This window comes from Kitasatospora sp. NPDC015120 (assembly GCF_043080305.1).
GTDB lineage: Bacteria > Actinomycetota > Actinomycetes > Streptomycetales > Streptomycetaceae > Kitasatospora.
Window position 1 is genome coordinate 101,915 of the sequence record NZ_JBIBVJ010000017.1, and the last position, 23,612, is coordinate 125,526.

Here is a 23,612-nt window from a genome sequence, read left to right on the forward strand (position 1 = left end):
GGGAGGGGTGGCTCAGCGGCCGGTGGCGCCGCCGCGTCCGCGCAGGGCGGCACGGCGGGCGGTGGCACGAGCGCGGGCGGACCGGACCGCCTCGGGGGCGTCGCCGCTCTCGTCGTCGAGCCAGCGGGCGAGGGAGGCGATGTCGCGGAAGCTGAAGAGGTCGGGCACCCGGACGCGCCGCTCGAAGTGCCGGGTCATCAGCCGGGCGAGGCGGACCAGCAGCAGCGAGTCGCCGCCCAGGTCGTAGAAGGCGGACCGGACGTCGATGCCCGAGGGGTCGAGGTCGAGCAGCCGGCCCCAGATCTCCGCCAGCGCCGCCTCGGTCGGCGTGCTCGCGGCCGTCAGCGGGGCGCCGGTGCCGGCGGCCGGCGGCTCGGGCAGCGCCGCGCGGTCGAGCTTCCCGCCCGGCCCCAGCGGCAGGGCGGCCAGGAACACCAGCGTCGCGGGCACCAGGTAGTCGGGCAGTTCGGCGGCGAGCCGTCCGGTGATGGCGCCCTGGAGCGCGGCGTCCAGCCGCGGGCCGTCCGGCGCGGCGCCCCCGCCCGCGGGCACCACGTAGCCCAGCAGCCGGTTGCCCCGGACGGCGGCGGCGGCCTGCCGCACCTCGGGGCAGGCGGTCAACCGGGCCTCGACCTCCTCCAGCTCGATGCGGTAGCCGCGCAGTTTGACCTGGTGGTCGGTGCGGCCGAGGAAGCGCAGCTCGCCCGACGGGGTGAACGCCACCAGGTCGCCGGTGCGGTACATCCGCGCGCCACCGCCGTCGAACGGGTCCGGCAGGAAGCGCTCGGCCGTGGTCCGCGGCCGGTTGACGTAGCCGTGGGCCACCTTGGCGCCGCCGAGGAAGAGCTCGCCGGGCTCACCGGCCGGGACCGGCTTCAGCTCACCGTCCAGCACGTGGATGCGGTCGGTGCTCGTCGGCGGGCCGATCGTCGGCTCCTCGGTCCCGTCCTCGGGCACCAGGCCGAAGGTGCAGAACACGGTGCCCTCGGTGGGGCCGTAGGCGTTGTACACCCGCTCCGCGGTGGTCTCGCGGTAGGCCCGGTCCACCAGCTTGCGGCGCAGCGCCTCGCCGCCGAACACGAGGGAGCGCACGTTCGGTGGCAGCGCCCCCGCGTCGAGCAGGCCGTTCATGACCGACGGCACGACGTTCAGATGGGTGATCCGGTCGGCGTACCGGCTCTCCGCCAGGTGCACGGCGCTCTCGACGAGCACCACGGCGCCGCCGCGGCAGAGCGCGTTGAAGATCTCCATCACGGACATGTCGAAGCAGACCGAGCTCGCCGCCGCCACGCCGCTCAGGTCGCAGCCCTCCAGGACGCGGTCCATCTCGGAGAGCATCGCCACGCAGCCGCCGTGCCGCACGGCCACGCCCTTGGGCCGGCCGGTGGAGCCCGAGGTGTAGATGATGTACGCGGTGTCCTCGGGCACCACCGCCGTCGGCCCGGCGCCGGGCTCGGTGGTCACGGTGTCGCCCAGCACCACCACGGTCGGCCCCGGCGGGCAGGCGGCCCGGGAGGCGGGCGTGGTCAGCAGCAGCCCGGTCCCGCTGTCACCGACCATGAAGGCCAGCCGGTCGGCGGGGTAGTCCGGGTCCAGCGGCAGGTAGCAGGATCCGGTGCGCAGGACCGCCAGGACGGCGACCAGCAGGTCGGGGGTGCGCTCGACGCAGATGCCGACCGGCACGCCGGGGCCCGCGCCCCCGGCGGTCAGCCGCTCGGCCAGCAGCCGGGAACGCTCGTCCAGCTCGCCGTACGTCAGGACGCCGGCGTCGGAGTAGACGGCGGTCGCGTCGGGGTTCTTGACCGCTTGCGCGAGGAACTCGGAGTGCAGGGTCCCGGTCATTGGTCCGTCTCCTCGGGGAGGCCGGCCGGCGCGACGGCGCCGAGGGCCAGGTCGGGGTGGGCGATCGAGTCGAAGAGCACCGTGCGGTAGAGCGCGAGCAGCGCGGTGACGGTGTGCCGCTCCAGGTAGCCCGGCTTGAACTGGACGTGGCCGGCCACCCGGCCGTCGATGTCGGCCATCGAGACCTCCAGGTCGAACTTGGCGAGGTGCCGGCGCACCTGGAGCGGTTCGAGCGGCAGCGCGCCGTCCGGCGACAGGGTGTCGCCGACGCCGTGGAAGAGCTTGACGGAGCGCGGGAAGGCGTCCGAGGACAGCCAGTTCACCACCACGTCGAACCACGGCGAACGGCCTTCGACGCGCGGCGGCTTCAGCTGGGAGGCCAGCAGGTCGAGCGGGTAGTCCATGTGTTCCAGGAGGCCGAGCGAGAAGGCGTGCACCTGGCCCACCAGCTTCCGGAAGCTGCGGTCGGGGGCCGGGTTCGCCCGGACCAGCACGGTGTTGAGGTAGTAGCCGACGGCGGATTCCCAGCCCGGCTCGGAGCGCTGGGCGATCGCGGTGGCCAGCACTGCGTCCTCGGTGCCGACCGCGCGGTTGAGCGTGGCGAAGAACCCGGCCAGCACCACCGTGCTGACCGAGACGCCCTCGCGCATCGCGAACTCCCGCAGCAGGCGGGTCTCCTCGGTGCTCCAGCGGAACGCGAGGTCCCGGCCCTCGTAGGTGACGCCCGGCGGCCGCTCCTTGTCGGACAGGTCGAGGTGGGCGGGCGGGTCCTCCAGCTGCCGCGACCACCAGTCCAGCGCTGCGTCGGCCGCCGGATCCGCCAGCCACTTCCGCTCGCGGGCGACGAACGCGGTGTACGGGGCGGCCGGTTCGCGCCCGGCCGGGTCGGCGCCCTGGTAGAACTCCTGGATCTCGCGGATCATCACCTCGGCCGAGGCCGCGTCCGACGCGATGTGGTGGACGAGCACCAGCAGGTAGTGGTCGGCCGGTTCCCGGGTCAGGAGGACGACCCGCACCAGCGGCCCGTTGTCCAGGTCGAGCGGTTCGTGGCCGCGGCGGGCGAGCTCCTCGCGGGCCTCCTCGGGATCCAGGGCGGAGCCGTCCACCACGGTGAACTCGTACACCGGCTCGTCCAGCACCACCTGGTACGGGCGGCCGCCCGCCTCCACGAACAGCGTGCGCAGGGCGGGATGGCGGTCCAGGACGGCGCGGACCGCGCGTTCGAGGGCCTTCTCGTCGACCGCGGTGCGGATCCGGGCGGCCACCATGAAGTTGTAGGGCACGGCGTCCGGCGCGACCATCTGCATGAACCAGAGCGAGGCCTGGCCGTGCGAGGCCGGGGCGACCAGGAGCCCGGAACCCCCGGCGCGCAGCTGCTCCAGGGCCGGTGCGCCGGTGGCCTCCAGCAGTCCGCGCGCGTCCAGTTCCTCCACCAGTTCCTCGGCGTCCAGTTCGGACAGCTCGTCGAGGAAGCCCCGGCCGGGGTCGGGGTCGGGGTCGGGGTCGGGAACGGGGGAGGGGACGGGGGCCGGGGCGGGTGCGGCCGGTGCCCCGGTGGTGAGCCCCGCGAAGTGGGCGACCACCTCGGCGATGCTCCGCCCGTCCAGGAACACCACCGGCGACACCCGGTGCCCGAGCAGCGACTGCATCCGGTTGACCAGCCGGATCGCCAGCATCGAGTCCAGACCGAAGTCCCGCAGCGCGGCGTCGGCCTCGAACCGCGCGACCGGCACGCCCAGCGCGTCGGCGAGTTCGGCTAGCACCACCTCCTCCACCGGGCGCCGCTGCGCCGTCGGCGCGGCAGCGGCCCGCTGCGCCGCCACGGCCGCCGGCGCGGCCTCGACGGCCGGGGCCGGCACGGGCGCGGGCACGGCGCGGGGCTCGGTGTCGATCCAGTAGCGCTCCTTCTGCCACTGGACGAGCGGGGTCTCCACCAGCTCGACGTCGTCGGAGAACAGCGCGTCGAAGGTCAGCGGCACGCCCCGGACGTACAGCGAGGCGGCGGCGCCCAGCAGGCAGCGGACGTCGCTCTCGCCGCGCCGCAGCGAGTTGACCGCGTGCACCGGGGCGCCGCGGGTGAGCGCGATCTCCTCGACCGCGCCGCGCAGCGTCTCGTGCGGGCCGATCTCGATGAAGGTGGCGACACCCCGGTCGACCAGCGCGCCGATCGTCGCGGCGAACCGGACCTGGTTGCGCAGGTTCTGCACCCAGTAGTCCTCGTCGGCCACCGGGTTCACCGCGCCGGCCAGCGCCGTGGAGTGGAAGTCGATGCCGGGAGGCAGCGGGGTGATGCCCTCGATGCCCGCGCGCAGCGGCCCGATCAGCGGATCCATGCCGGGGCTGTGCACCGGCCGTTCCACCCGGATCCGCCGGACCGAGACCCCGGCCGCCCGCAGGCCGGCCTCCAGGGCGCCGACGGCCTCGGGCGAACCGGAGACCGCCGCGCTGGTCGGGCTGTTGACCACGGCGACGGCCGCGTGCGCGGCGTGGCGGGCGAGCCACGGCCGCAGCTCCGCCTCCGGCAGGTCCACCGAGATCATGGCGCCCTCGGCGGCCAGGTGCTGGAGCAGCCGCGAGCGGGTGACCACCACGCGGGCGGCGTCCTCCAGCGACAGCGCGCCGGCCACACAGGCGGCCGCGACCTCGCCCAGGCTGTGCCCGACCACGGCGGCCGGTTCGATGCCGAGCGAGAGCCAGACCTTCGCCAGCGACACCTGGAGGGCGAACAGCACCGGCTGCTGGACGTCCATCTCCTCGTACCCCGCCGCCTCGGCCGGGGCGGCGAGCCGGTCGAGCACCGCGGGGCCGCCGGCCGCGCGCACGGCGGCGTCGCAGGCGTGCATCCAGGTGCGGAAACCGGCGTGCGAACGCAGGAGTTCACGGCCCATGCCGACCCACTGGGTGCCGCCGCCCGAGAACACCAGCGCCACCCGGCGGTCGGCGCCGCCGGAGACCGTGCCCGTGACGACGTCGGGGTGCGGCTGCCCGGCGGCGACCCGGGCGAGCCCGTCCAGGACGTCCTGCCGGCCGCGGGCGAACAGGGCGATCCGGTGGCCGTGGTGGCTGCGCCGGGCGGCCAGCGTGTAGGCGAGGTCGCGGACCCGCAGCCCGGGGTCGCGTTCGACGTGGTTGGACAGCTCGCGGCAGGTGTCGCTCAGCGCGCCCGCCGTCCGGGCCGAGACGGTGACGAGGTGCACCTGCCCGTCGGGTACCGCGTCGCCGCGGCCCGGCGCGACGTGCCGCCCCCGGTCGCCCGCCAGGAACGGGTGGGCGGCGACGGGCAGTCCGGCCGCGTACAGGGCGCCGAGCGAGCCGAGCAGCACGTCGGCCTCGTCGGCGCCGCGCCGCAGCGAGGGCAGGGTGGCCGCGCCCAGGACCTCCGCCGCCGGCTTGAGCAGGACGGGGTGCGGGCTGATCTCGACCACCGCGTCGACGTCGTGGTCGCGCAGGCCGGTGAGGGCGTCGACCATCCGGATCTCCCGGCGCAGGTTGTCCGCCCAGTAGTCCGGCCCGAGTTCCGCGCCGTCGACCCGCTCACCGGTGACCGAGGAGATCATCGGGATCCGGGCGGTCCGGGGCCGGAGGCCGTCGAGCGCGGCCCGCAGCGGAGCGAGCACCTGGTCGACCAGCGGGGAGTGCGGGGCGTGGCCCATCCGCACCCGGTGGCTGGTGACGCCCTCGTCGGTCAGCCGCGCCACGAGCGCGTCGATCTCCTCCGGGGTCCCGGTGACCAGGGTGGAGCCCGGCCCGTTGCGGCCGGAGACGGTGAGCAGGCCGCTCAGGTACGGCTCGACCCGGGCCGCGGGGATCATCACCACGATGCCCTCGCCGCGCCCCACGGCCAGCTGCTGGAGCAGCCGCCCGTGGTGGGCGGCCAGCCGGGAGGCGTCGTCGAAGTCGAGCGCGCCCGCGACGTGGGCGGCGGCGAACTCGCCGACGCTCTGTCCGGCCACGACCACCGGCTCCACGCCCAGCGCGCGCCAGGCCTCGGCGAGCGCGACCTGCAGCGCGAACAGCAGCGGCTGGAAGACGTCCATGTCGTCGAGGCGGCCCTCGGGGGAGAGCAGCTGCTCGACGATCGAGAAGCCCAGCAGCTCCCGCATCCGATGGTCGGACGCCATCATGGAGCGCCGGAACACCGGCAGCCCGGCGAGCAGTTGGCGGCCCATGCCGGCCCACTGCGAGCCGTTTCCGGAGAACAGGAACGCCACCCGGGGGCTGCGCCCGGCGGACTCGCCGACGCTCAGCCCGCCGGCCGCCGCGCCGGAGGCGAAGGCGTCGAGCTTGCTCCTGAGCTCGGCCATGTCGCGGGCGGTGGCCGCCAGCCGGAACGCGCCGTCGCCGGGGGTGCGGCGGCAGAGCGCGCGCAGGTCGGTCTCGTCGCGCAGCGCCAGGGCGCGCCGGGCCAGCTCCTCCCGGGAGTCGGCGGCCAGCAGGAGCAGCGCGCTCTCGGGGCGCGGCAGTTCCTCGACGGCCACGTGGCAGATCGCGCCGCCGAAGCCGAAGGAGCTGACGCCGCCGCGGCGGGCGTCGGAGCGGCGCGGCCAGGGCGTCAGCCGGTCCTGGACGGTGAGGTGATGGGCGTCGAACAGGATCTGCGGGTTGGGCGTGCTGTAGTGCAGGCTCGGCGGCAGCACGCCGTTGCGCATCGCCAGCGCGAGTTTGACCAGGCCGGCGATGCCGGCGGCGGCCTCCAGATGGCCCACGTTGGACTTGACGGAGCCCAGCCGCAGCGGTTCCGCGCGGTCGGTGCCGCCCAGCACCGCGCCGATGGCGTTGGCCTCGATCGGGTCGCCGAGGGGCGTCGCGGAGCCGTGGCACTCGATGTAGTCCACGAGGTGCGGGTCGATGCCCGCCCGCCGGTACGCGGTGCGCAGCATCTTCTCCTGCGCCTGGGGGTTCGGCGCCGTCATGCCGTTGCTCGGACCGTCGTTGTTCGAGGAGCTGCCCTTGATCAGGCAGTACACCGGCAGGTCGCGCTCCAGGGCCACGCTCAGCGGGGCGAGCACGACCACGCCGGCGCCCTCGCCGCGGACGTAGCCGTCGGCGCGGGCGTCGAAGGACTTGCAGCGGCCGTCCGGGGCGAGCGCGCCCATCTGGTCCATGGCGGTGTAGTAGTCGGAGACGAAGCTCAGATTGACGCCGCCGGCCAGCACCAGGTCGCTCTCGCCGAGCTGGATCGACTGGCAGCCGACGTGCACCGAGACCAGCGAGCCGGCGCAGGCGGCGTCGACGGCCATGCTCGGGCCCTGGAGGCCGAGCAGGTAGGAGACCCGGTTGGCGATGATGCCGTCATGCATGCCGGTCGCGGTGTGCGGGGTGATCTGCGCGTCCGGCCCGCGGTAGTGGGCCAGTGCGGCGTAGTCGCCCCAACAGGAGGCCATGAACACGCCGGTGTCGCTGCCGGCCAGGCTCAGGGGCGGGATTCCCGCGTCCTCCAGCGCCTCCCAGCAGAGTTCGAGGACCAGCCGCTGCTGGGGGTCCATCTGGACGGCTTCGCGCGGTGAGATGCCGAAGAACAGCGGGTCGAAGCGGTCGATGCCGTCGATGAAGCCGCCCCAGCGCACCCGGTCGTTCAGCAGCTCGCGCCGTGCGGCCGGGACCGGTCCGACGGCGTCGCCGCCCTCGGTGAGCAGCCGCCAGAAGGCGGAGGGGTCCGGTCCGCCGGGGAACCGGCAGCCGATGCCGACGACCGCGACGGGCTCGTGCGGGGACGGGCGGCGCTCGCCGCGGTCGGTGCCCGGGGCCCGGGCGGCGGCCTGCGGTCCGTCGACGAGGGCCCGGGCCAGAGCGTCGGCGGTCGGGTACTGCCAGATCCAGGTGGCAGGTACCTGCCAACCAATGAACCCGGAGAGCGCGGCCGCGAGGTTCACCGACCTCAGTGAGTCCAGCCCGTAGCGGTGCATCGGTGCCCGGCGGTCGATCGCGGACGGGGGGAGGTCCAGGAGCTCGGCACAACGGGACACCAGGAAGTCCGTCACGGCGGACAGGTCTCGCGCTGCATGGTCTTGGGGCATGGTGACTCCCTCAGCAGGGCGGATGGAGGAAAGGGAGAGAAGGGAAGAGGGCGGGCCGGGGCACCGGCCGGCGCGGCCGAGGTCGGCGAGTGGACTGACCTGGGCATGACAGGTGCAGCCGCGCACGGGGCGCGCGGGTTCCGGCGGTGCGCAGGGACGGGGGCCGACCCGGCGTCACACGGTCGGAATCGGATCGACTTGGCGGTTGCGGGAGGGTGGTCCGGTTCAGCGGTGCCCGGTGTCCTGTCGTCACTGCCCGATGGATGACAGGAGCATGACCTTCTGAAGGGCGCGCTCCGGTATCATAGGCACGAGGCGGGCTGGACACCAGATGATCGGTCCATGCAAGCTGACCGGCATGGCAGTTGATGGATCTGATATTGCGTCAGTCGATGTCGGCGGCTCCTTGTCCGAAGGCTCGCCGGTCCGCAGGCCGGGTCTGGCGCTCGGCGTCCTGGCCGGGGCGCTCGCCCTGGACGTGAGCGGGCTCGGAGTGCTCAACGCCGCCCTGCCGTCCGTCGGGGAACGCTTCGACCTGGGCGACAGCACGCTCCAGTGGGTCATGACCGCCTACGCGGTCACCTTCGCCGGCTTCCTGCTGGTGGGCGGCCGGCTCGCCGACGTCCTCGGACGGCGGCGGGTGTTCGAGGCCGGGGTCGCACTGTTCACCGTGTCCGCGCTGGCCGGGGCGGTGGCCCCGGACATCGCGGTGCTGCTGGGCGCGCGCTGTCCAGGGGATCGGCGCCGCCCTGTCGGGTCCGGCCGCACTGGCCCTGCTGACCGAGACGTTCCCGGCCGGTCCGGCCCGCAACCGGGCGTTCAGCGTGTACGCGGCGGTCGGCGCCGCGAGCTTCAGCGGAGGGGTGCTGCTGGGCGGCGTCCTCACCCAGCTCCTCGGCTGGCGCTCGGTGCTGTGGTTCTCGGTGCTGCTGGGCGTCGCCGTGCTGGCCGCGACCCGGGCCGGCCTGCCGGGCGGCGTCGGGCACCGCGGCCGGCTGGACCTGCCCGGCGCGATCACCGGCACCCTCGGGCTCACCCTCCTCGTCGTCGGCGTGAGCACGGACGGCGCGGCGGTGTGGGCGCTGCTCGCGGGCGCGGTGCTCTGTCTGGTGCTGTTCGTCGTCCGGGAGCACCGCACCGCCGATCCGGTGCTGCCCCTCGGCCTCTTCCGGCTCGCCTCGGTGCGGGCCGCGAGCCTGGCGGCGTTCCTCCAGTACATGGGCTCGGTCGGGATGCTGTTCTTCGCACCGCTGTATCTGCAGGGCATGCTGGACTACTCGCCCTTCGAGTCCGGTCTGGCGCTGGTGCCGATGTCCGCGGCCGTGTTCCTGACCGCCAACTTCGCCACCGGCCGGCTGCTCGCCCGGTACGCCCCGCGCACCCTGATGGCGGTCGGCCTGGTCCTGATCGGTGTCGGCACCGGCCTGTGGCTGGGCACCCCGCACGACGGCGACTACCTGCTGCACGTGCTGCCCGGGCTGGTGGTCAGCGGCATCGGACAGGGCCTCAACTTCCCCTCGATGACCTCCGCCGGACTCACCGGCGTCCCGCCGGAGCGGCACGCCGTCGCCGGGGCGGTGAACGTGGTGACGCAGCAGATCGGGGCCGGCGTGGGAGTCGCGGTGATGGTGCTGGTCGCCGCGACCCGCGACGACCGGCTCGCGGGCTACCACCTCGCCTACGTCACCGCCGCCGTCGCGTGCGTCCTGGGCGCGGCCGTCATCGCCGCCCGGCGGCGGGCGGCCTGAGGCCCGGCGGCCGGCACGGTCCAGGTGCCGGAGGGTGACGGCGACGGCCGGCGCCCGGACGGCGTTCCGGCGGGGGAGGGGAAGGGCGCTCATGGTCCGGCCTGCCCGCAGGAAGGCCGGTGTTCCCGTGATCCGGACCTGGCGGAGATCCGGGGGAGGGAGAGTGCGGGGGCGGTCTACTCGCCGTCCTGGGGGGCCATGGTGAGGCCGGCCGAGGCGGCGTTGCGGCTGAGGACCACCGTGCGGATGTGGTCCAGGGCGCGGGTGTAGTCGGTGCGGGCGGGGTCGCGGCGGGCGGCCCGGCGGAGGTCGAGGATGCGGAAGGGCGGGCCGAGGTCGGTCACCTGGGGGATGAACTCGGCCTTGGTGACCGTCCATCGGCCGCCCGGTGGGTTCGGCGGGGCGACGGTGAAGCGGGCGATCGAGCTCCAGTTGCCGCGCGGGTCCTCGGCGCCGTCGTAGGTGAACATGTGGCCGGCGAGCTGGTCGCCGAGGCCGTAGACGGTCCAGGTGTCGTCGATCTTCTCGTAGGCCTGCGGGATGTGGGCGTGGGTGCCGAGGATCAGGTCGGCCGCCGGGCGGCCGTCGGCCTGGCGGGCGGCCAGCTCGCGGGCCAGCGTGAGCTGCTGCTCGTTCGGGGCGTCCTGCCACTCGGTGCCCCAGTGGACGCTGACGACGACGAGGTCGGCGCCGCCCGCCCGGGCGGCCCGGGCGTCGGCGAGCATCCGGTCCCGGTCGATCAGGTTCACCGCCCAGGGGCGGTCGGCGGGCAGCGGGATGCCGTTGGTGCCGTAGGTGTAGGCGAGGTGGGCCACGGTGGCGCCGCCGGCCCGCAGCAGTGCGGGTCGGCCGGCCTCGGTCGCGTCGCGGGCGGAGCCGGTGTGGGCCAGGCCCACCGCGTCCATGGCGTCGAGGGTGCGGCGGATCCCGGCGGCGCCGTCGTCGAGGGTGTGGTTGGAGGCGGTGTCGCAGGAGGTGTAGCCGGCGTCCTTGAGCGCCCGGGCGATCTGCGGCGGGGACTTGAAGGACGGGTAGCCGGTGAACGGTCCGCCGTCGGCGCCGTAGACGGTCTCCATGTGGCAGATGGCCAGGTCGGCGCCGCTGATCAGCGGCGCGACGTCGGCGAACATCCGGCCGAAGTCGTAACCGGACCCGCCCGCGTCCTCCTGGGCCTGCCGGATGATCTCGCTGTGGGGCAGCACGTCGCCGGTGGCGACCAGGGTGAACGCCCGCGGCCCGGCCGGGGAGGCGGCGGCGGTGGGGGCGGGGCTCCGGACGTCCGCCGGCGGCGGGGCGGCCGGGGAGCCGCAGGCGGTGGCGGCGAGGAGCAGCGGGAGGGCCGCCGCGAGGGCCGGTCGGCGGAGCGGGCGCATGGTCGGCTCGTCTCATGATCGGAAGGTCTCGGACCTTCCGACTATGCGACGCCCCGGCGGCCCGCCCCCGGTCCCACGCCGGGGGAGGGTGCGGGCCGGCCGCGGTCGGGCCCGCGGGCCCCGGGGGTGACGGCGGCCGGCCCGCGGTCTCAACAGTTGTCGCCGAGGACGCTGACCCAGAGCAGGCCCGCGTTGGACATGGCCTGGGTGGCCCCGGCGGCCACGCAGTAGCGGTCGGTCCAGCCGTCGATGTAGTACGCGCTGATCTTGACGGAGTGGGTCTCGCAGTTCCGCCAGTAGCGGTTCTCGCCGCTGGTGGACTCCCCGCAGGGCTGCACCGTCGTGACGCCGGAACCGGCGGTGACGGTGGTGACCGTGGAGGTGGCGGTGGTGGTGGCGCCCGCGGGCATCACCGGGACCAGGAGCGCGGCGCCCGTCACCGTTGCGGTGAGGGCCGCCTTCAGGAGGTTGCGATTGATCTGCATGACCGTCACCGTCACAGCCGGGGCTGTATTTCCTCTATACGACCGGATGCGGCCGGACGCGCCCCTGCGCGTCAGCACGCGCTGCCGGTCCGGCCGAGGGCCAGCGGCGGGCGCACGGCGCCCTTGGCGGTGAGCCGGGCGGTCCGGGGGGCCTGGACGAACGCGCGGACCTGGACGGGCAGACGCACCACCGGGACCGGCTCGGGGGCGGGTTCGGCGGCCAGCAGGTGCACCAGTTCGTGGAAGTGGTACCGCAGCCGCTCCTCGCGGTCGGCGCCGGCGACGTCCATCAGGGACGCGTCGACCAGGCCCTCCATCATCCGTTCGGCGGCCCCGGCCGGCACCGCCAGGGCGGTCGCGGCCTCCGCCGCGGAGAAGGAGCCGCGCCGGATCCGGGCGAGGCGGCGCAGGAAGGCCTGGCTGTCCGGGGCCAGCCGCCGCACCGACAGCAGCAGGCTCTGCCGCACGTCGAGGTCGCCCAGGCGCAGTTCGTCGAGCCGGGCGGTGCGGTCCGCGAGCCGCCGGGCCAGCCGGGTGGCGGAGCCCCGGGGGCGGGCGGCGTACCGGGCGCCCGCGATCCGCAGGGCCAGTGGCAGGCCGGCGCAGTGGGTGACGAGCTCGTCGAGGTCGGCCGGTGACTCGGCGGCCCGGTCGGCGCCCAGGACGGCGCGGAGCAGCAGGTGCGCGTCGTCGTCCTCCAGCGGTCCCAGCGGCAGGGTGTGCTCCCGGGGGACCCCGGCCAGCACGGTGCGGCCGGTGATCAGCAGGGTGGGGCCCGGGGTGCTCGGCAGCAGCGGTTCCAGCTGGAGGTCGCCGACGGCGTGGTCGAGCAGGATCAGCATGCGCTTGTCGTAGGTGGCGGCGCGGTAGCGCCGCACCAGGTCGTCCAGGTCCTCCCCGGGCGGGCCGGGCCGCTCGCCCAGGGCGCGCAGCAGGCCGGTGAGGACCTCCCGCGGGTCCTTGGGCTCGCCGTCGGCCCGGCACAGGGTGACGTGGAGGCGGCCGTCGGGGAAGGACTCCCGCAGGTGGTGCACCGCGTGCAGGGCGAGGGCGGTCTTGCCGACGCCTCCCATGCCGGTCACCAGGAACCGGCGCGGTCCGCCGGAGCCCCCGGTGCCGGGCGCGGGCCGCAGCAGGGCGCACAGCCGCTCGAACTCCCGCCGGCGGCCGACGAAGTCGGGCAGGTCCGGGGGCAGGGTGACCGGGGGGCCCGGGAACGGGAGCGGCTCGGGCGCCGGGGAGGCCTCGGGGTCGGGCAGCGGCACGCCCGGGTCGAGGCTGCCCGTCAGCACCGCCTGGTAGGTGTCGGTGAGGACGGCCGAGGGGTCGATGCCCAGTTCCTCGGAGAGGACCCGGCGGCCCTCGTGGAACACGGCCAGCGCGTCGCTCTGCCGCCCGCACCGGTACAGGGCGGTCATCAGCTGCGCCCTCAGCCGCTCCCGCACCGGGAACTCGGCCACCAGGCCGGTGAGTTCGGCGATGAGGCCGTGGTGGGCGCCGAGCGCCAGGTCGGCCTCGATGCGCTGCTCCAGGGTGGCCGCCCTGGTCTCCTCCAGCTGCGGCCCGTAGGCCTGGGTGAGGTGGGGGGTGACGTTCGCCAGGGCGGTGCCGCTCCACAGGCCGAGCGCGTCGCGCAGCAGTTCGGCGGCGTCGGCGTGGCGCCCGTCCTGGAGGGCGACGGTGCCGAGCCGGGCCAGTCGTTCGAACTCGGTGACGTCGACCCGGGAGCCGCGGACGTCCAGCAGGTAGCCGGGCTGGCGGCGGACGAGCTCGACCTCCGGGCCGAGCCGTTTGCGCAGCCGGGAGATGTAGGTGTAGATCTGCGCGCTCACCGTCTTGGGAGGGTCCCAGCCCCACAGCAGTTCGGTCAGCCGCTCGTCGGACACGACCTTGCCCCGGGCCAGCAGCAGCGCCGCCAGCAGGGTGTTCTCCTTGGTGCCCAGGATCTCGATCGGCCCGGTACACCGGCCGGCCTCGACCGGGCCGAGCAGTCGGAACTCCATGTCGCCCCCATGCGCTGTCATGTGCGGCTCTCCGCACTGCCCTATGGAGCTGTCACCCGCCCGGAGAACATCTTCGACCCCACGCTTCTCTCATTGGCGGAATGGCCAATATATTGGCAGCTGACGGTTTGCATGGTCAAGTAGTCTGGGAGCGCCCAGAAGGAGGCCGAACCGGGGAGCCGGTTCACGGGCGGGCGGACGGCGATCCGGCCGGGAGGTGCGGGCACGGTGGTGGACGAGAGGGAAGGCGGGCGGTCGCTCGCCGAGAGGCTGAACGCGTTGTTCGCGCGCACGCGGCGGACCGACGCGCACGGCCGGCAGTGGGAGTACTCGACGGCGCAGGTGGCCAAGGCGGTCACCGAGGACCCGTCGCACCCGGCGACGCTGTCGCGCAGCTACCTGGCGATGCTGCGCAACGGCTCGCACACGAACCCGACGCTGAGCGTGCTGGAAGGGCTCGCCAAGTTCTTCGACGACCACCGCGAGCCGGGGGCCCCACGGGTCACGGTGCAGTGGCTGGTCGCCGAGTCCTCGGCCGAGGACGAGCTGCTGCAGCGCGGGCTCGCGAGCCACCAGGTGCGGGCGATCGCGATGCGGGCCGGGGCGATGACGCCCGCGATGCGGGAACAGTTGCTAAAGATGATGGCAAGTCTCGACCAGGCTGGAGCGGCGGACCCCGCAGTGTGAGCATGGACGCGTGTCTGTACGCGAACGCGATCTCCGCCGCTCCTGCAAGCGTCTCCTGCGCAAGCTCGAAATCCAGCCCCCGCTGCGGGTCGACGAGCTGTGCCGACGGCTGGGCGAGTACCGGGGCAAGCCGATCCGGCTGATCCCGTGGCCGCTGCCGGTCCCCGGGCCGTTCGGGGTCTGGATGTCGCGGGACGACGACGACTGCATCTTCTACCAGCAGGAGACCACCCGGGTCCACCAGGACCACATCATCCTCCACGAGATCGGCCACCTGCTCGCCGACCACCAGGACGACGGGACCGGGGCCGCGGCCTTCCCCGACCTCGGCCCGGAGTACCCCTGGGAGCACCGGCGCCGGGGCTTCCTGCGGACCTGCTACGACGAGGACAACGAGCGCGAGGCCGAACTCGTCGCCACGATCCTCCAGGAGTGGGCCGTGGTCACCGGCGACCTCCCGCCCCGCGGCCCCCAGGCCACGGCGCCCGGGGTACTGCGCGCCGCCCTCGGCTCCCGCTGGGGGCGGACGTGATCCTCCGGGAACCCGCCACCGTCGTCCTGGTCGCCGGGTCGGTGTGGAAGGCGGTCGACCTGGTGCGCGCGCCGTTCGACCGCGCGCTGCGCGTCTTGGTGGCCTCGCTGCTCCTGCTGACCGCCGGTGAGCTCCTCGGCTTCCCCGCGGTGCTGAGCGCCACCGACGCGGTCACGGCCGCCGGCGTCGGCGAACTCGCCTCCGGCGCGGCCTCCATGGCGGGGCTGGCGGCGCTGACCCTCTTCTTCGTCTCCGCCCTGCGCGGCGGGTACCGCGAGACCCGGGCCCGGATGCGCTTCGAGGCGGCACTGCTCGCCGCCGTGGTGGCCGCCCTGGCGCTGTGCACGCTCGCCACGCCCGAGGACCTGCGCGGCCACCCGCCGGGCACCCCCGGGGCGGCGCGGACCTCCCTCGCGGCCTTCGCCGTGATCGGCAACGGCTACCTGCTCTACGCCTGCCTGGCCTCGGCGCTGTGGGCGGGGCGCTACGCCCGCCCGGCCGGGCGGCACCTGGCGCTCGGACTGCGCACGGTGACGCTCGGGCTCGGCGTGGTCGCGGCCGCCTCGGCCGCCCGGCTGGTCCGGGCGGGCCTGCGGACCGGCGGACCGGGGCCGCACCCGGCGTTCGACACCGGCGGCTGGTCGCCGGACGACTGGGGGACGGGCCTGGTGCTGGCCGGCCTCTGCTACGCGGCCGGCGCCCGGCTGGTCGCCTACGTCCGCTCGGTGCTGCACCACCGCCGGATGTACGAGGGGCTCGCCCCGCTGTGGACCGTCCTCGCCGACGCCTACCCCGAACTCGTCCTGGCCCGGGAGCCGGAGGGCACCCGCTTCGGCCGGCTGGGGCTGCGCCACACCCACGCCCGGTTCTACCGCCGGCTCATCGAGTGCCGTGACGCGCTGGTGCGGCTGAGCCCCTACCTGGCGCGCGTCGCCCCCGCCGACGACCTCGCCGGCGGGCCCGCCGACCGCCTCGCCCGCCACATCGCCGAGGCCCTCGCCCTGAAGCCGGCCGTCGAGGATCCCAACGCCGCGCTGCCCGCCACCCGGGTGGCGTTCCCCTCCGCGAGCGGGCTCGGCGCCGACGCCCGGGAGCTCGTCGCCGTCTCCCAGGCCTACGCCCGGCGCGCCCGCTGACGGTGCCCCGGCCGTCAGCGGCGGCCGGGAAGCGGCTGGAGGAGCGCGTAGTAGGCGAAGGACGGGCCGCTCAGCGCCTCGACCCGCAGCCCGGCGCGGGCCGCGTGGGCGGCCAGGGCGGGCACCCGCAGCCGGTGACGGTGGAAGCACTCGCCCACGACCAGCCGGCCGCCCGGCTTGAGCACCCGCCGCAGCTCGGCCAGCGTCCCCGCCGGGGCCGGGAACGCGCCGAGCACCGTGACCAGGTAAGCGGCGTCGAAGACCGCGTCGCCGAACGGGAGGTGGTGGACGTCGGCCAGGCACGGCACGACGGTGCCGATGCCGTTGCCCGCCGCCCTGCGCACGACCCGGTCCAGCGCCCGGTGCCGGACGTCGACGATGTCCAGCCGCCCCTCGCGGCCCAACTGCGGCGCGACGTGCAGGGCCTGACGCCCCGAACCGGGGCCGATCTCCAGCAGCCGCTCGCCCGCCCGGGCCCGCAGCAGGCCGTCCAGCCGGCGCAGCGACAGCAGGGGCAGCGGCCGGTCGAAGCGTTCGCGCCGCACGTACGGGGCGGACGCGGCGCCGGCCAGGGCCGCCGCCGAGGCCACCGCCGCCGTGCCCGCCACGACCCGCCCGACCGTGCTACGGCGCCGGGACGGGGTGGCGGGCGGGACGGCTGTCACGGGGATGTCTCCTGCTCTGCGCGGGCGGGGCGGCGTGCCCCCCACGATTCCCGAATCGCGGGGCGCGGTCGCTCCCCCTGCTACCCGTCTTCGCCCGGGTACTGGCTACAGCCCCCGTGCCCGGGATCCCCGCCCCGGGACCGGCCGTCACCCGCGCACGGGCGTGAAGCGGACCGGCAGTTCGGTCATGCCCCGCAGGGCGATGCCGCCGCGCCAGCCCAGCTCCTCGACCGGCACGTCGAGCGCCAGGTCCGGGCAGCGCTCCAGCAGCGACCGGACCACCACCGCCCCCTCCAGCCGCGCCAGCGGCGCGCCGAGGCAGTAGTGCACCCCGTGCCCGAACGCCAGGTGCCCGGTGGTGTTCCTGGTGATGTCGAAGCGGTCCGGGTCCTGGTACCGGCCCGGGTCCCGGTCGGCCGCCGCCAGGGCCACCAGCACGGGGCTGCCGTCGGCGGGGATCACCGTGTCGCCGATCCGCACCTCCTCGGCGGCGAAGCGGACGCTGGCGGTCTTCAACGGGCCCTGGTAGCGCAGCGACTCGGCGATGGCGCCGTCGATCAGCGACCAGTCCGCGCGCAGCGCCGCCAGCTGGTCCGGGTGCCGCAGCAGCGAGAGCACCGCGTTGCCGATCATGTTGAGGGTGGTCTCGTGGCCGGCCAGGAGCAGCAGCAGGGTCGTCGCGTGCAGCTCCTCCTCGGACAGCCGGTCGCCGTCGTCGTCCTGGACCTGGATCAGCGCGCTCAGCACATCGCTGCCGGGGGACTCCCGCTTGGCGGCGACCAGCTCCCGGAGGTAGGCGTGGAAGCGCTGCGCGGCCTCGGCGGCGGCCGGGGTCCGGTCGTTCACCACCAGGTAGCCCGACCAGCGGCGGAACTGCTCCTGGTCGGGCACCGGCACGCCGAGCAGCTCGCAGATCACCGCCATCGACAGCGGGTAGGCCAGCGCGTCCAGCAGGTCGGCGCGCCCCTGCGGCAGCATCGCGTCGAGCAGGTCGTCGGTGGTCCGCTGGATCGTCGGGCGCAGCCGCTCGATCCGGCGCGGCGTGAAGGCCCGGGACACCAGGTTCCGCAGCCGGGTGTGGTCCGGCGGGTCGGCGGACAGCATGTGCCGGCCGACCTTGGGCCGCGAACCGCCCTCGCTGCCGTCGCCCATCACCTCCTTGCGCAGCGCGGGGTCGGCCGCCGACCAGTCCTTGCGGAAGCGGGGGTCGGCGAGTGCGGCGCGGGCCTCGGGGTAGCTGACGATCAGCCACGCCTCGCTGCCGTCGAACAGCCGCACCCGGTGGGCCGGGCCGCGCTCGCGCAGCTCGGCGAGGACCGGGTAGGGGTCGGTGAGCATCCGCGGACCGAAGGAGGCCAGGTCCAGCGGCTCGGTGGGCACGGCGGTGTCGGGGGCCATCAGATCTCCCGCGCCTTCTCGCTCAGGATCCCGTGCACGTAGCCGGTGATGCCGTTGACGGTGGGGTGGTCCCACACCAGGGTCGACTTGATGTCGATGTCGTACTCGTCCTCGATGTCCCCGCACAGGGTGAGCGCGAAGATCGAGTCCAGGCCGTACTGGATCAGGGGGACGTCCGGGTCGATGTCGCTCTCCGGACACTCCAGGAAGGACACCACGTGGTGGATCAGCAGCGCGCGGATCTCCTCCGGGGTGGGGCAGTCGACGGCTTCCTCGACGGGGGCGGTCATGATCGGGTTCCTCTCTTGGGATTCCGAGCGGTGGGGAGGGTGGTGGGGAGGGCGGTGGCGCCGGCTCAGCAGAGCCGGCGGCCGATCAGGTCGAAGCCGGTGTTGGCCGCGTGCCGGGCGGTGAGTTCCGCGAAGACCGCGCGGCCGGCCTCCCGCGCGCCGTCGACGGGGTCGTACCCCAGCCGCGCGGTCAGCCGGTCGAGGGCGCAGACCAGCCACGCCGGGTCGCGGACGAACGGGCTGGGGTGGTCCTGGTTGTGCTGCCACACGCCCACGCAGGCGGCGGCCGCCAGCAGGACGGCGTAGCGCTCCGCGAGCTCGAAGGCGACCGGCCCGGCGAACGGCGTCCGGTTGCGCGGCGGCAGCCCGGTCCAGCCGTCCTTCAGGGCCCGCAGCTCCTCCAGCAGCCGTCCGTGCAGCACCCGCAGCGCCGGATCGGCCGAGAGGTCGGCCGCCGGCAGGGTCGCGATCAGCCGGTCGTCCGGCCCGGCGCCGGCCGCCAGCCGGCCGAAGTCCAGGTCCGGCAGCGGCTCGCCGAACCGGAACAGGACCGGGTCCGGCGCGGCCGAGGAGAACCAGCTCTTGCGGGCCAGCCTCGGCAGCTGCGGGATCATCGTCGCCTGGCAGATGGTGGCCCCGGAGTGCGCCAGCGCCGCGACCGGAAGGTCCCGCAGGTGCTTCTGGAACACCGCGTGCGGGCCCTCGCGCAGGAACGACCGGGCGCTGAGCAGCACCGCCAGGCCGTCGGCCGCGTTCTGCGCGATCATCGGGACCAGGTACTTGGCGGCCGCCGCGTAGACGCTGGTCTGGCCCGGCAGCACGTGCAGCGAGCGGCACACCGTGGTCGCCAGGCTGTCGCAGACCAGCAGATCGGTGAACGCGGCGGTCAGCTGCGCCCTGGCGTGGGGCAGTTCGGCCACCGTGCGGTCGTACAGCCGGCGCCGCAGCGTGAAGTCGGTGACCGTGCGCAGCATGGTGTCGAGCGCGCCGACCATCGCACTGCTCGCCACCGACTTGGTGACCTGGAAGCAGCGCAGCACCGTCTCCATGGCGTCGCCGGTCTCGCCGACCACCGCCGAGGCGGGGACGGGGCACTCCAGGAACTCCACCCCGCCCAGGTGGGTGGCGCGCATCCCGGAGGTGCGGAAGCGGGGCAGGAAGCGCAGCCGGTCGCGCGGCACCGCGGCCGGGTCGACCAGCAGCAGCGAGTGGCTGCGGTTGCCGGGCTCGGTGCTGGTCCTGGCGAGGACGGTGATCGCGTGCGCCCGGGCGATGTTGTTGATCACCTCCTTGCGGCCGTCGAGCACCAGCTCGGCGCCGCGCGGGGTGGCCGTCAGCCGGGTGCGGGCGAGGTCGTCGCCGTGGGCGAGTTCGGTGATCGCGCCGGCGGTCTGGCCGTTGCCCAGCAGGACGTCGGCCAGCCACCGGCGCTGCGCCCGGTCACCGGCCGCCCAGACGGTGGAGGAGGCGATCAGGTTGATCGCGCCGAACCCCAGGCCCAGGGCGCCGTCCCGGCGGAACACCGTGCGCAGCACCCGGGCGAGTTGGTCGGCCTGCGCGAGCCGGCCGCCGAGCGCCGTCGGCACGAACTCCGCGCCGATCCCGTAGGCCTCCATGGCCTTGCGGCCGGCGGGAAGGAAGTCCCCGTGCTCGTCGGCGTCGACGAACGCCTGGTAGCCGACCGGGTTGCCGGGGTCGGTCGGGTCGCCGAGCAGCAGCTCCAGCGGGTCCGGGGTGTCCAGGTCGGCGAACGGGCCCGCCGGTGCGGGCCGGGCCGGGGAGGCGGTGTCGGTGGCGGTCATGCGGCGGCTCCGGTGAGCTGGTAGGGCAGCAGCGAGGGCAGCCGCCCGGCGGTGAACTGGTCGACGAGCGGGTCCACCAGCCGGTCGACGGCCTGCTCCGGGTCCTGTCCGCCGTCGGCGGCGAGGTACGCGGTGCGGACCGGGCGCAGCGAGCGCAGCAGCCGCACCAGGCAGCCCTCCAGCCACAGCCCGGAGTCCCAGAGCCCGTGGCCCGCCACGGCGAGCTCGGAGTCCCGGTTGCGGAGCCACAGGTGCACCGCCGCGGCGGCGGCGAGGCAGCGGGCGTAGCGCTCGGCGAGGTCGAAGGCCTCGGCGGGGGCCCCCGCCGGCACGGGCCGGTAGGCGCCGATCCGGCCGATCAGCTCCTCGGCGACGCCGGCCAGTTCGGCCGCGCACCCGGCGAGCGAGGCGGGGACGGTGCCGGCGTCCGCGAGGGCGTGCAGCTCCTCGACCGCCGCCGGCAGCGCCCGCAGCAGCCCGCAGCCGTCGCGGGGCAGCAGCTCCAGCCGCCCCGGGTCGAACGCGGGCAGCGGTTCGGTGAGGGTGGTCGCCGTCCGCAGCCCGGCGCCGGGCGCGGCGCCGCGCCGGTGGCCGCGGGCGATCAGCGGGAACAGGTTGACCAGCGCGTGCAGGTTGATCACCGAGTTGCCGTCGAAGATGCCGACGATCCGGTGGTCGCGCAGCACCTTCTGGAAGCGGCCGTCGGCGAAGGTGTCGCCGCGCAGCAGCGAACGGGTGCCGATCAGCCGGGCGAGCCGGCCGAGGGCCTGGTCCACCAGGGCGGGGACCAGGTACTTCGTCGCCGCCGAGACGAGCGCGAGCTCCTCGGTGAGCGCGTGGATCGACCGGCCGGCCACCAGGGTCAGCGCCTCCGCCGCGAGCAGGTCCGCGTAGGACTGCGCGAGCAGCCGGCGCGACTGCGGCAGGTCGATCAGCCGCCGCCCGTGGTTCAGCCGGGTCAGTGCGTAGCCGGTGGCCATGCCCAGCGCCTGGTCGCCCGCGCCGAGCGACAGCGACGCGCACAGGGTGCGGGTCAGCTGGAGGCTCTTGAGCACCGTCTCGATGCCGTCGCCCTCGGCGCCGACCAGCGCCGTCCGCGGCACCTCGGCCCCGGAGAACACGACGCCGCTGATGTCCGCGCCGCGGATCCCGTGCAGCCGGGCGGCCGGGAGCGGACGGTACTGCGCCGGGCCGAGCCGGCGCTTGTCCACCAGCAGGACGCTGAAGCCGCGCGGGCCGCCCTGCGGGGAGGTGCGGGCGAGCACGCTGACCAGGTCGCCCCGGGTGGCGTTGTTGATCAGCCACTTCTCCCCGTCGATCCGGTAGCCGCCCGGGACGCGCTCGGCCCGGACCTCCCCGGCCAGCAGGTCGCTGCCGTGCTCGCGTTCGGTCAGGCCCCAGGAGACCACGGTGCCCCGGGCGACGTCGGCGCCGAGCGCCTCGGCCTGCTCCGGGCTGCCACCGACCCAGACCGAGACCGCGCCGAGGAAGGTCTTGGCGTGGGCGACGGCGACCGTGAGGTCGCGCCGGGCCAGGGCACGGACCAGCTGCACCGCCTCCGGGAAGCTGTCCAGCGCCCCGCCGTACCCGGCGGGCACGTACTGCGCGGGCAGGCCCAGGACGTCGAGCTCGCGGCAGATCTCCAGCGGGAACTCCTCCCGCTCGTCCAGCTCGGCGCACCGCGGGTAGGAGAACAGCCGTCCGGCGTCGTGCGGATCGCCCAGCAGCCGGTCGAACGCGGCCGCCACGGTGGTGTCCGGCGCGCTCACGCGGCACCCCCCGCCCCGGCCGCCGCCCGGTAGCGGCGCCCGACCGGCCGGCTCAGCTCCTCGTGCACGGGCTTCAGGCCGCCGCTCAGGAACAGCTCCCGCATCAGGGAGCGCTGCACCTTGCCGCTGGTGGTGCGGTGCACGTGCCCCGGGCGCAGCAGCACCACGCTGGGCAGCCGCACCCCGAGCGAGCCCGCCAGCTCCTCCTGGATCCGGCGCGCCAGCTCGCCCGGGTCGACCTCCTCGCCGCGCGGGACGCGCAGCTCCTGCATCACCACGAGGTCCTCCTGGTCCGTGGGGACCGAGCAGACGCTGCCCGACAGGCCCCGGAAGGCGGGGTGCATCGCGGCGACCTCGCGCTCGATGTCGTGCGGGTAGAGGTTGCGGCCGCGGATGATGAGCATGTCCTTGATCCGGCCGGTCACGTAGAGCTCGCCGTCCTCGAACGCCCCGAGGTCGCCGGTGCGCAGGAATCCGGCCTCCCCCTCGGCGGTGACGGCCCGGAAGGCCCGCGCGGACTCCTCCGGGTTGTTCCAGTAGCCCGGTGAGACGCTCTCGCCGCGCACCCAGATCTCGCCGACCGCCCCCTCGGGCAGGGTGACCCGGCTCTCCGGGTGCACGATCCGCACGTCCATCCAGTCGGCCCGGCCGCTGCTCACCAGCGGCAGCCGGTCCGCCTCCGCCGGGCCGTTCGTGCGGTCCGCGCTGTCGGTGCCGTTCGCGCCGTTCGCGCCGTTCGTGCCGTCGGCGGCTCCGGCGCCGCTTCCCGCGCGGACCAGGACGTGCTGTTCGAGGGCCGCCCGGTCCGCCTCGATGACCGGCGCCCGCCGGCCGCGCGGCGTGGCGGTGATCAGCAGGGTCGCCTCGGCCATGCCGAAGCACGGCGCGACGGCGTCCGGCCGGAGCCCCGAGACCGCGAAGCGCTCGTTGAAGCGGGCCAGCGTCCCGGGGTTGACCGGCTCCGCGCCGTTCACCGCCGTCCGCAGGCTGGAGAGGTCCAGCGCCGCCGCCTTCTCCGCCGTCACCTGCCGGGCGCACAGCTCGTAGGCGAAGTTCGGGGCCGCCGTGTTGGTCACCCGGTGCTCGTCGATCAGCTGCAGCCACAGGTAGGGCCGGCGCAGGAAGTCGCCGGGCGACAGCAGCACCGTGCCGGTCCCGAGGAACAGCGGGGCCAGCAGCATCCCGACCAGGCCCATGTCGTGGTACAGCGGCAGCCAGCTGCAGGAGGTGATCGACTCGTCGAGGCCGAACGTCCGCTCCATGTACCGGATGTTGTCGGCCAGCGAGCGGTGGGTCACCACGACGCCCTTGGGGTCGCTGGTGGAGCCCGAGGTGTACTGGAGGAAGGCCGGGGTGTCGGCGCCGATCCACGGCTGCGGCCCGGCGGCGTCCTCGTCCGGCCCGAAGGTGTCGCCGGCGACGCAGGCGAGCTCCGGCGCGCCCGCCTCCGCGACGGCCTCGACGACGTCCGCCAGCGACCGGCTGTCGGTCAGCACCACGGCGGGGCCGGCGTTGCGCAGGATCGCGGCCGTGCGCGGCCCCCGGCGCCCGTTGTTCACCGGCAGCGGCGCCGGCACCGCCACCAGACCGGCGTACATGCAGCCGATCAGCGCCTCGACGAAGTCCAGCCCGGTGGGGTACAGCAGCAGGACCCGGTCACCCTCGGCGCACCGGGAGCGCAGCCGGGCCGCGACCGAGCGCGCCCGGCGGTCCAGCTCGGCGAAGCCCAGCGTCAGTGTCGTCCGGCTGGACCCGCTGACCTGCACGAAGCTGACCGCGTCCCGCTCCGGCCGGTCCTGTGCGTACCGCCTGAGCCGGTCGACCAGGTAGTCGCCCATCCCGCACTTCCTTTCTCCATGGTTGCC

General features: G+C 75.1%; 14 protein-coding genes and 1 pseudogene. 4 read left to right on the forward strand and 11 right to left on the reverse strand.

Going from position 1 to position 23,612, the window contains the following annotated elements:
• Positions 1–12 precede the first annotated feature (12 nt).
• The gene (locus ACF1AK_RS28770; RefSeq protein ID WP_391501741.1) at positions 13–1,842 is read right to left on the reverse strand and encodes an amino acid adenylation domain-containing protein; all 1,830 of its coding nucleotides are present in this window, start codon (positions 1,840–1,842) and stop codon (positions 13–15) included.
• The gene (locus tag ACF1AK_RS28775; protein ID WP_391501742.1) at positions 1,839–7,859 is read right to left on the reverse strand and encodes an acyltransferase domain-containing protein; all 6,021 of its coding nucleotides are present in this window, start codon (positions 7,857–7,859) and stop codon (positions 1,839–1,841) included. Before ACF1AK_RS28775 ends, ACF1AK_RS28770 begins: the two co-directional genes overlap by 4 nt.
• A 358-nt stretch (positions 7,860–8,217) precedes the next feature.
• On the opposite strand from ACF1AK_RS28775, the pseudogene ACF1AK_RS28780 reads away from it, so the two are divergent.
• Positions 8,218–9,607: pseudogene (locus ACF1AK_RS28780) on the forward strand (MFS transporter).
• Between the two features lie 176 nt (positions 9,608–9,783).
• On the opposite strand, the gene ACF1AK_RS28785 reads toward ACF1AK_RS28780, so the two are convergent.
• The 3 genes from ACF1AK_RS28785 to ACF1AK_RS28795 form a co-directional block, all read right to left on the reverse strand.
• Complete coding sequence (locus ACF1AK_RS28785) at positions 9,784–10,980, reverse strand: CapA family protein (RefSeq protein WP_391501743.1); 1,197 nt, start codon at positions 10,978–10,980, stop codon at positions 9,784–9,786.
• 149 nt (positions 10,981–11,129) lie between these two features.
• The gene (locus ACF1AK_RS28790; RefSeq protein ID WP_391501744.1) at positions 11,130–11,465 is read right to left on the reverse strand and encodes a hypothetical protein; all 336 of its coding nucleotides are present in this window, start codon (positions 11,463–11,465) and stop codon (positions 11,130–11,132) included.
• Positions 11,466–11,536: 71 nt separating this feature from the next.
• On the reverse strand, positions 11,537–13,489 hold the full coding sequence (locus ACF1AK_RS28795; protein WP_391501745.1) for a BTAD domain-containing putative transcriptional regulator: 1,953 nt from the start codon (positions 13,487–13,489) through the stop codon (positions 11,537–11,539).
• Positions 13,490–13,747: 258 nt separating this feature from the next.
• Here ACF1AK_RS28795 and ACF1AK_RS28800 point away from each other — a divergent pair, with 258 nt between their 5' ends.
• Genes ACF1AK_RS28800 through ACF1AK_RS28810 form a run of 3 tightly spaced genes read left to right on the forward strand, consistent with a single transcriptional unit; the run spans position 13,748 to position 15,823 of the window.
• Positions 13,748–14,155: a hypothetical protein gene (locus ACF1AK_RS28800; protein ID WP_391501746.1), complete on the forward strand. Its 408-nt coding sequence runs from the start codon at positions 13,748–13,750 to the stop codon at positions 14,153–14,155.
• A 10-nt stretch (positions 14,156–14,165) separates the two neighbouring features.
• On the forward strand, positions 14,166–14,687 hold the full coding sequence (locus ACF1AK_RS28805) for a hypothetical protein (protein ID WP_391501747.1): 522 nt from the start codon (positions 14,166–14,168) through the stop codon (positions 14,685–14,687).
• Complete coding sequence (locus tag ACF1AK_RS28810) at positions 14,684–15,823, forward strand: MAB_1171c family putative transporter (RefSeq protein ID WP_391501748.1); 1,140 nt, start codon at positions 14,684–14,686, stop codon at positions 15,821–15,823. The genes ACF1AK_RS28805 and ACF1AK_RS28810 overlap by 4 nt, the downstream gene beginning before the upstream one ends.
• 14 nt (positions 15,824–15,837) lie before the next feature.
• On the opposite strand, the gene ACF1AK_RS28815 is transcribed toward ACF1AK_RS28810, so the two are convergent.
• From ACF1AK_RS28815 to ACF1AK_RS28840, 6 genes are all read right to left on the reverse strand, one after another.
• Positions 15,838–16,431, reverse strand: coding sequence for a class I SAM-dependent methyltransferase (locus ACF1AK_RS28815; RefSeq protein ID WP_391501749.1), 594 nt, complete (start codon positions 16,429–16,431; stop codon positions 15,838–15,840).
• Between the two features lie 204 nt (positions 16,432–16,635).
• Complete coding sequence (locus ACF1AK_RS28820) at positions 16,636–17,886, reverse strand: cytochrome P450 (protein ID WP_391501750.1); 1,251 nt, start codon at positions 17,884–17,886, stop codon at positions 16,636–16,638.
• The gene (locus ACF1AK_RS28825) at positions 17,886–18,176 is read right to left on the reverse strand and encodes an acyl carrier protein (RefSeq protein ID WP_380290357.1); all 291 of its coding nucleotides are present in this window, start codon (positions 18,174–18,176) and stop codon (positions 17,886–17,888) included. The genes ACF1AK_RS28820 and ACF1AK_RS28825 overlap by 1 nt, the downstream gene beginning before the upstream one ends.
• Positions 18,177–18,241: 65 nt before the next feature.
• Positions 18,242–19,978 carry an acyl-CoA dehydrogenase gene (locus ACF1AK_RS28830; RefSeq protein WP_391501751.1) on the reverse strand — a complete coding sequence of 579 codons (1,737 nt, stop codon included), beginning with the start codon at positions 19,976–19,978 and terminating at the stop codon, positions 18,242–18,244.
• Positions 19,975–21,747 (reverse strand): acyl-CoA dehydrogenase family protein, encoded by a 1,773-nt coding sequence (locus ACF1AK_RS28835; protein WP_391501752.1) that lies wholly within the window; start codon positions 21,745–21,747, stop codon positions 19,975–19,977. Before ACF1AK_RS28835 ends, ACF1AK_RS28830 begins: the two co-directional genes overlap by 4 nt.
• Positions 21,744–23,585: a fatty acyl-AMP ligase gene (locus ACF1AK_RS28840; protein ID WP_391501753.1), complete on the reverse strand. Its 1,842-nt coding sequence runs from the start codon at positions 23,583–23,585 to the stop codon at positions 21,744–21,746. The genes ACF1AK_RS28835 and ACF1AK_RS28840 overlap by 4 nt, the downstream gene beginning before the upstream one ends.
• Between the last annotated feature and the right edge of the window lie 27 nt (positions 23,586–23,612).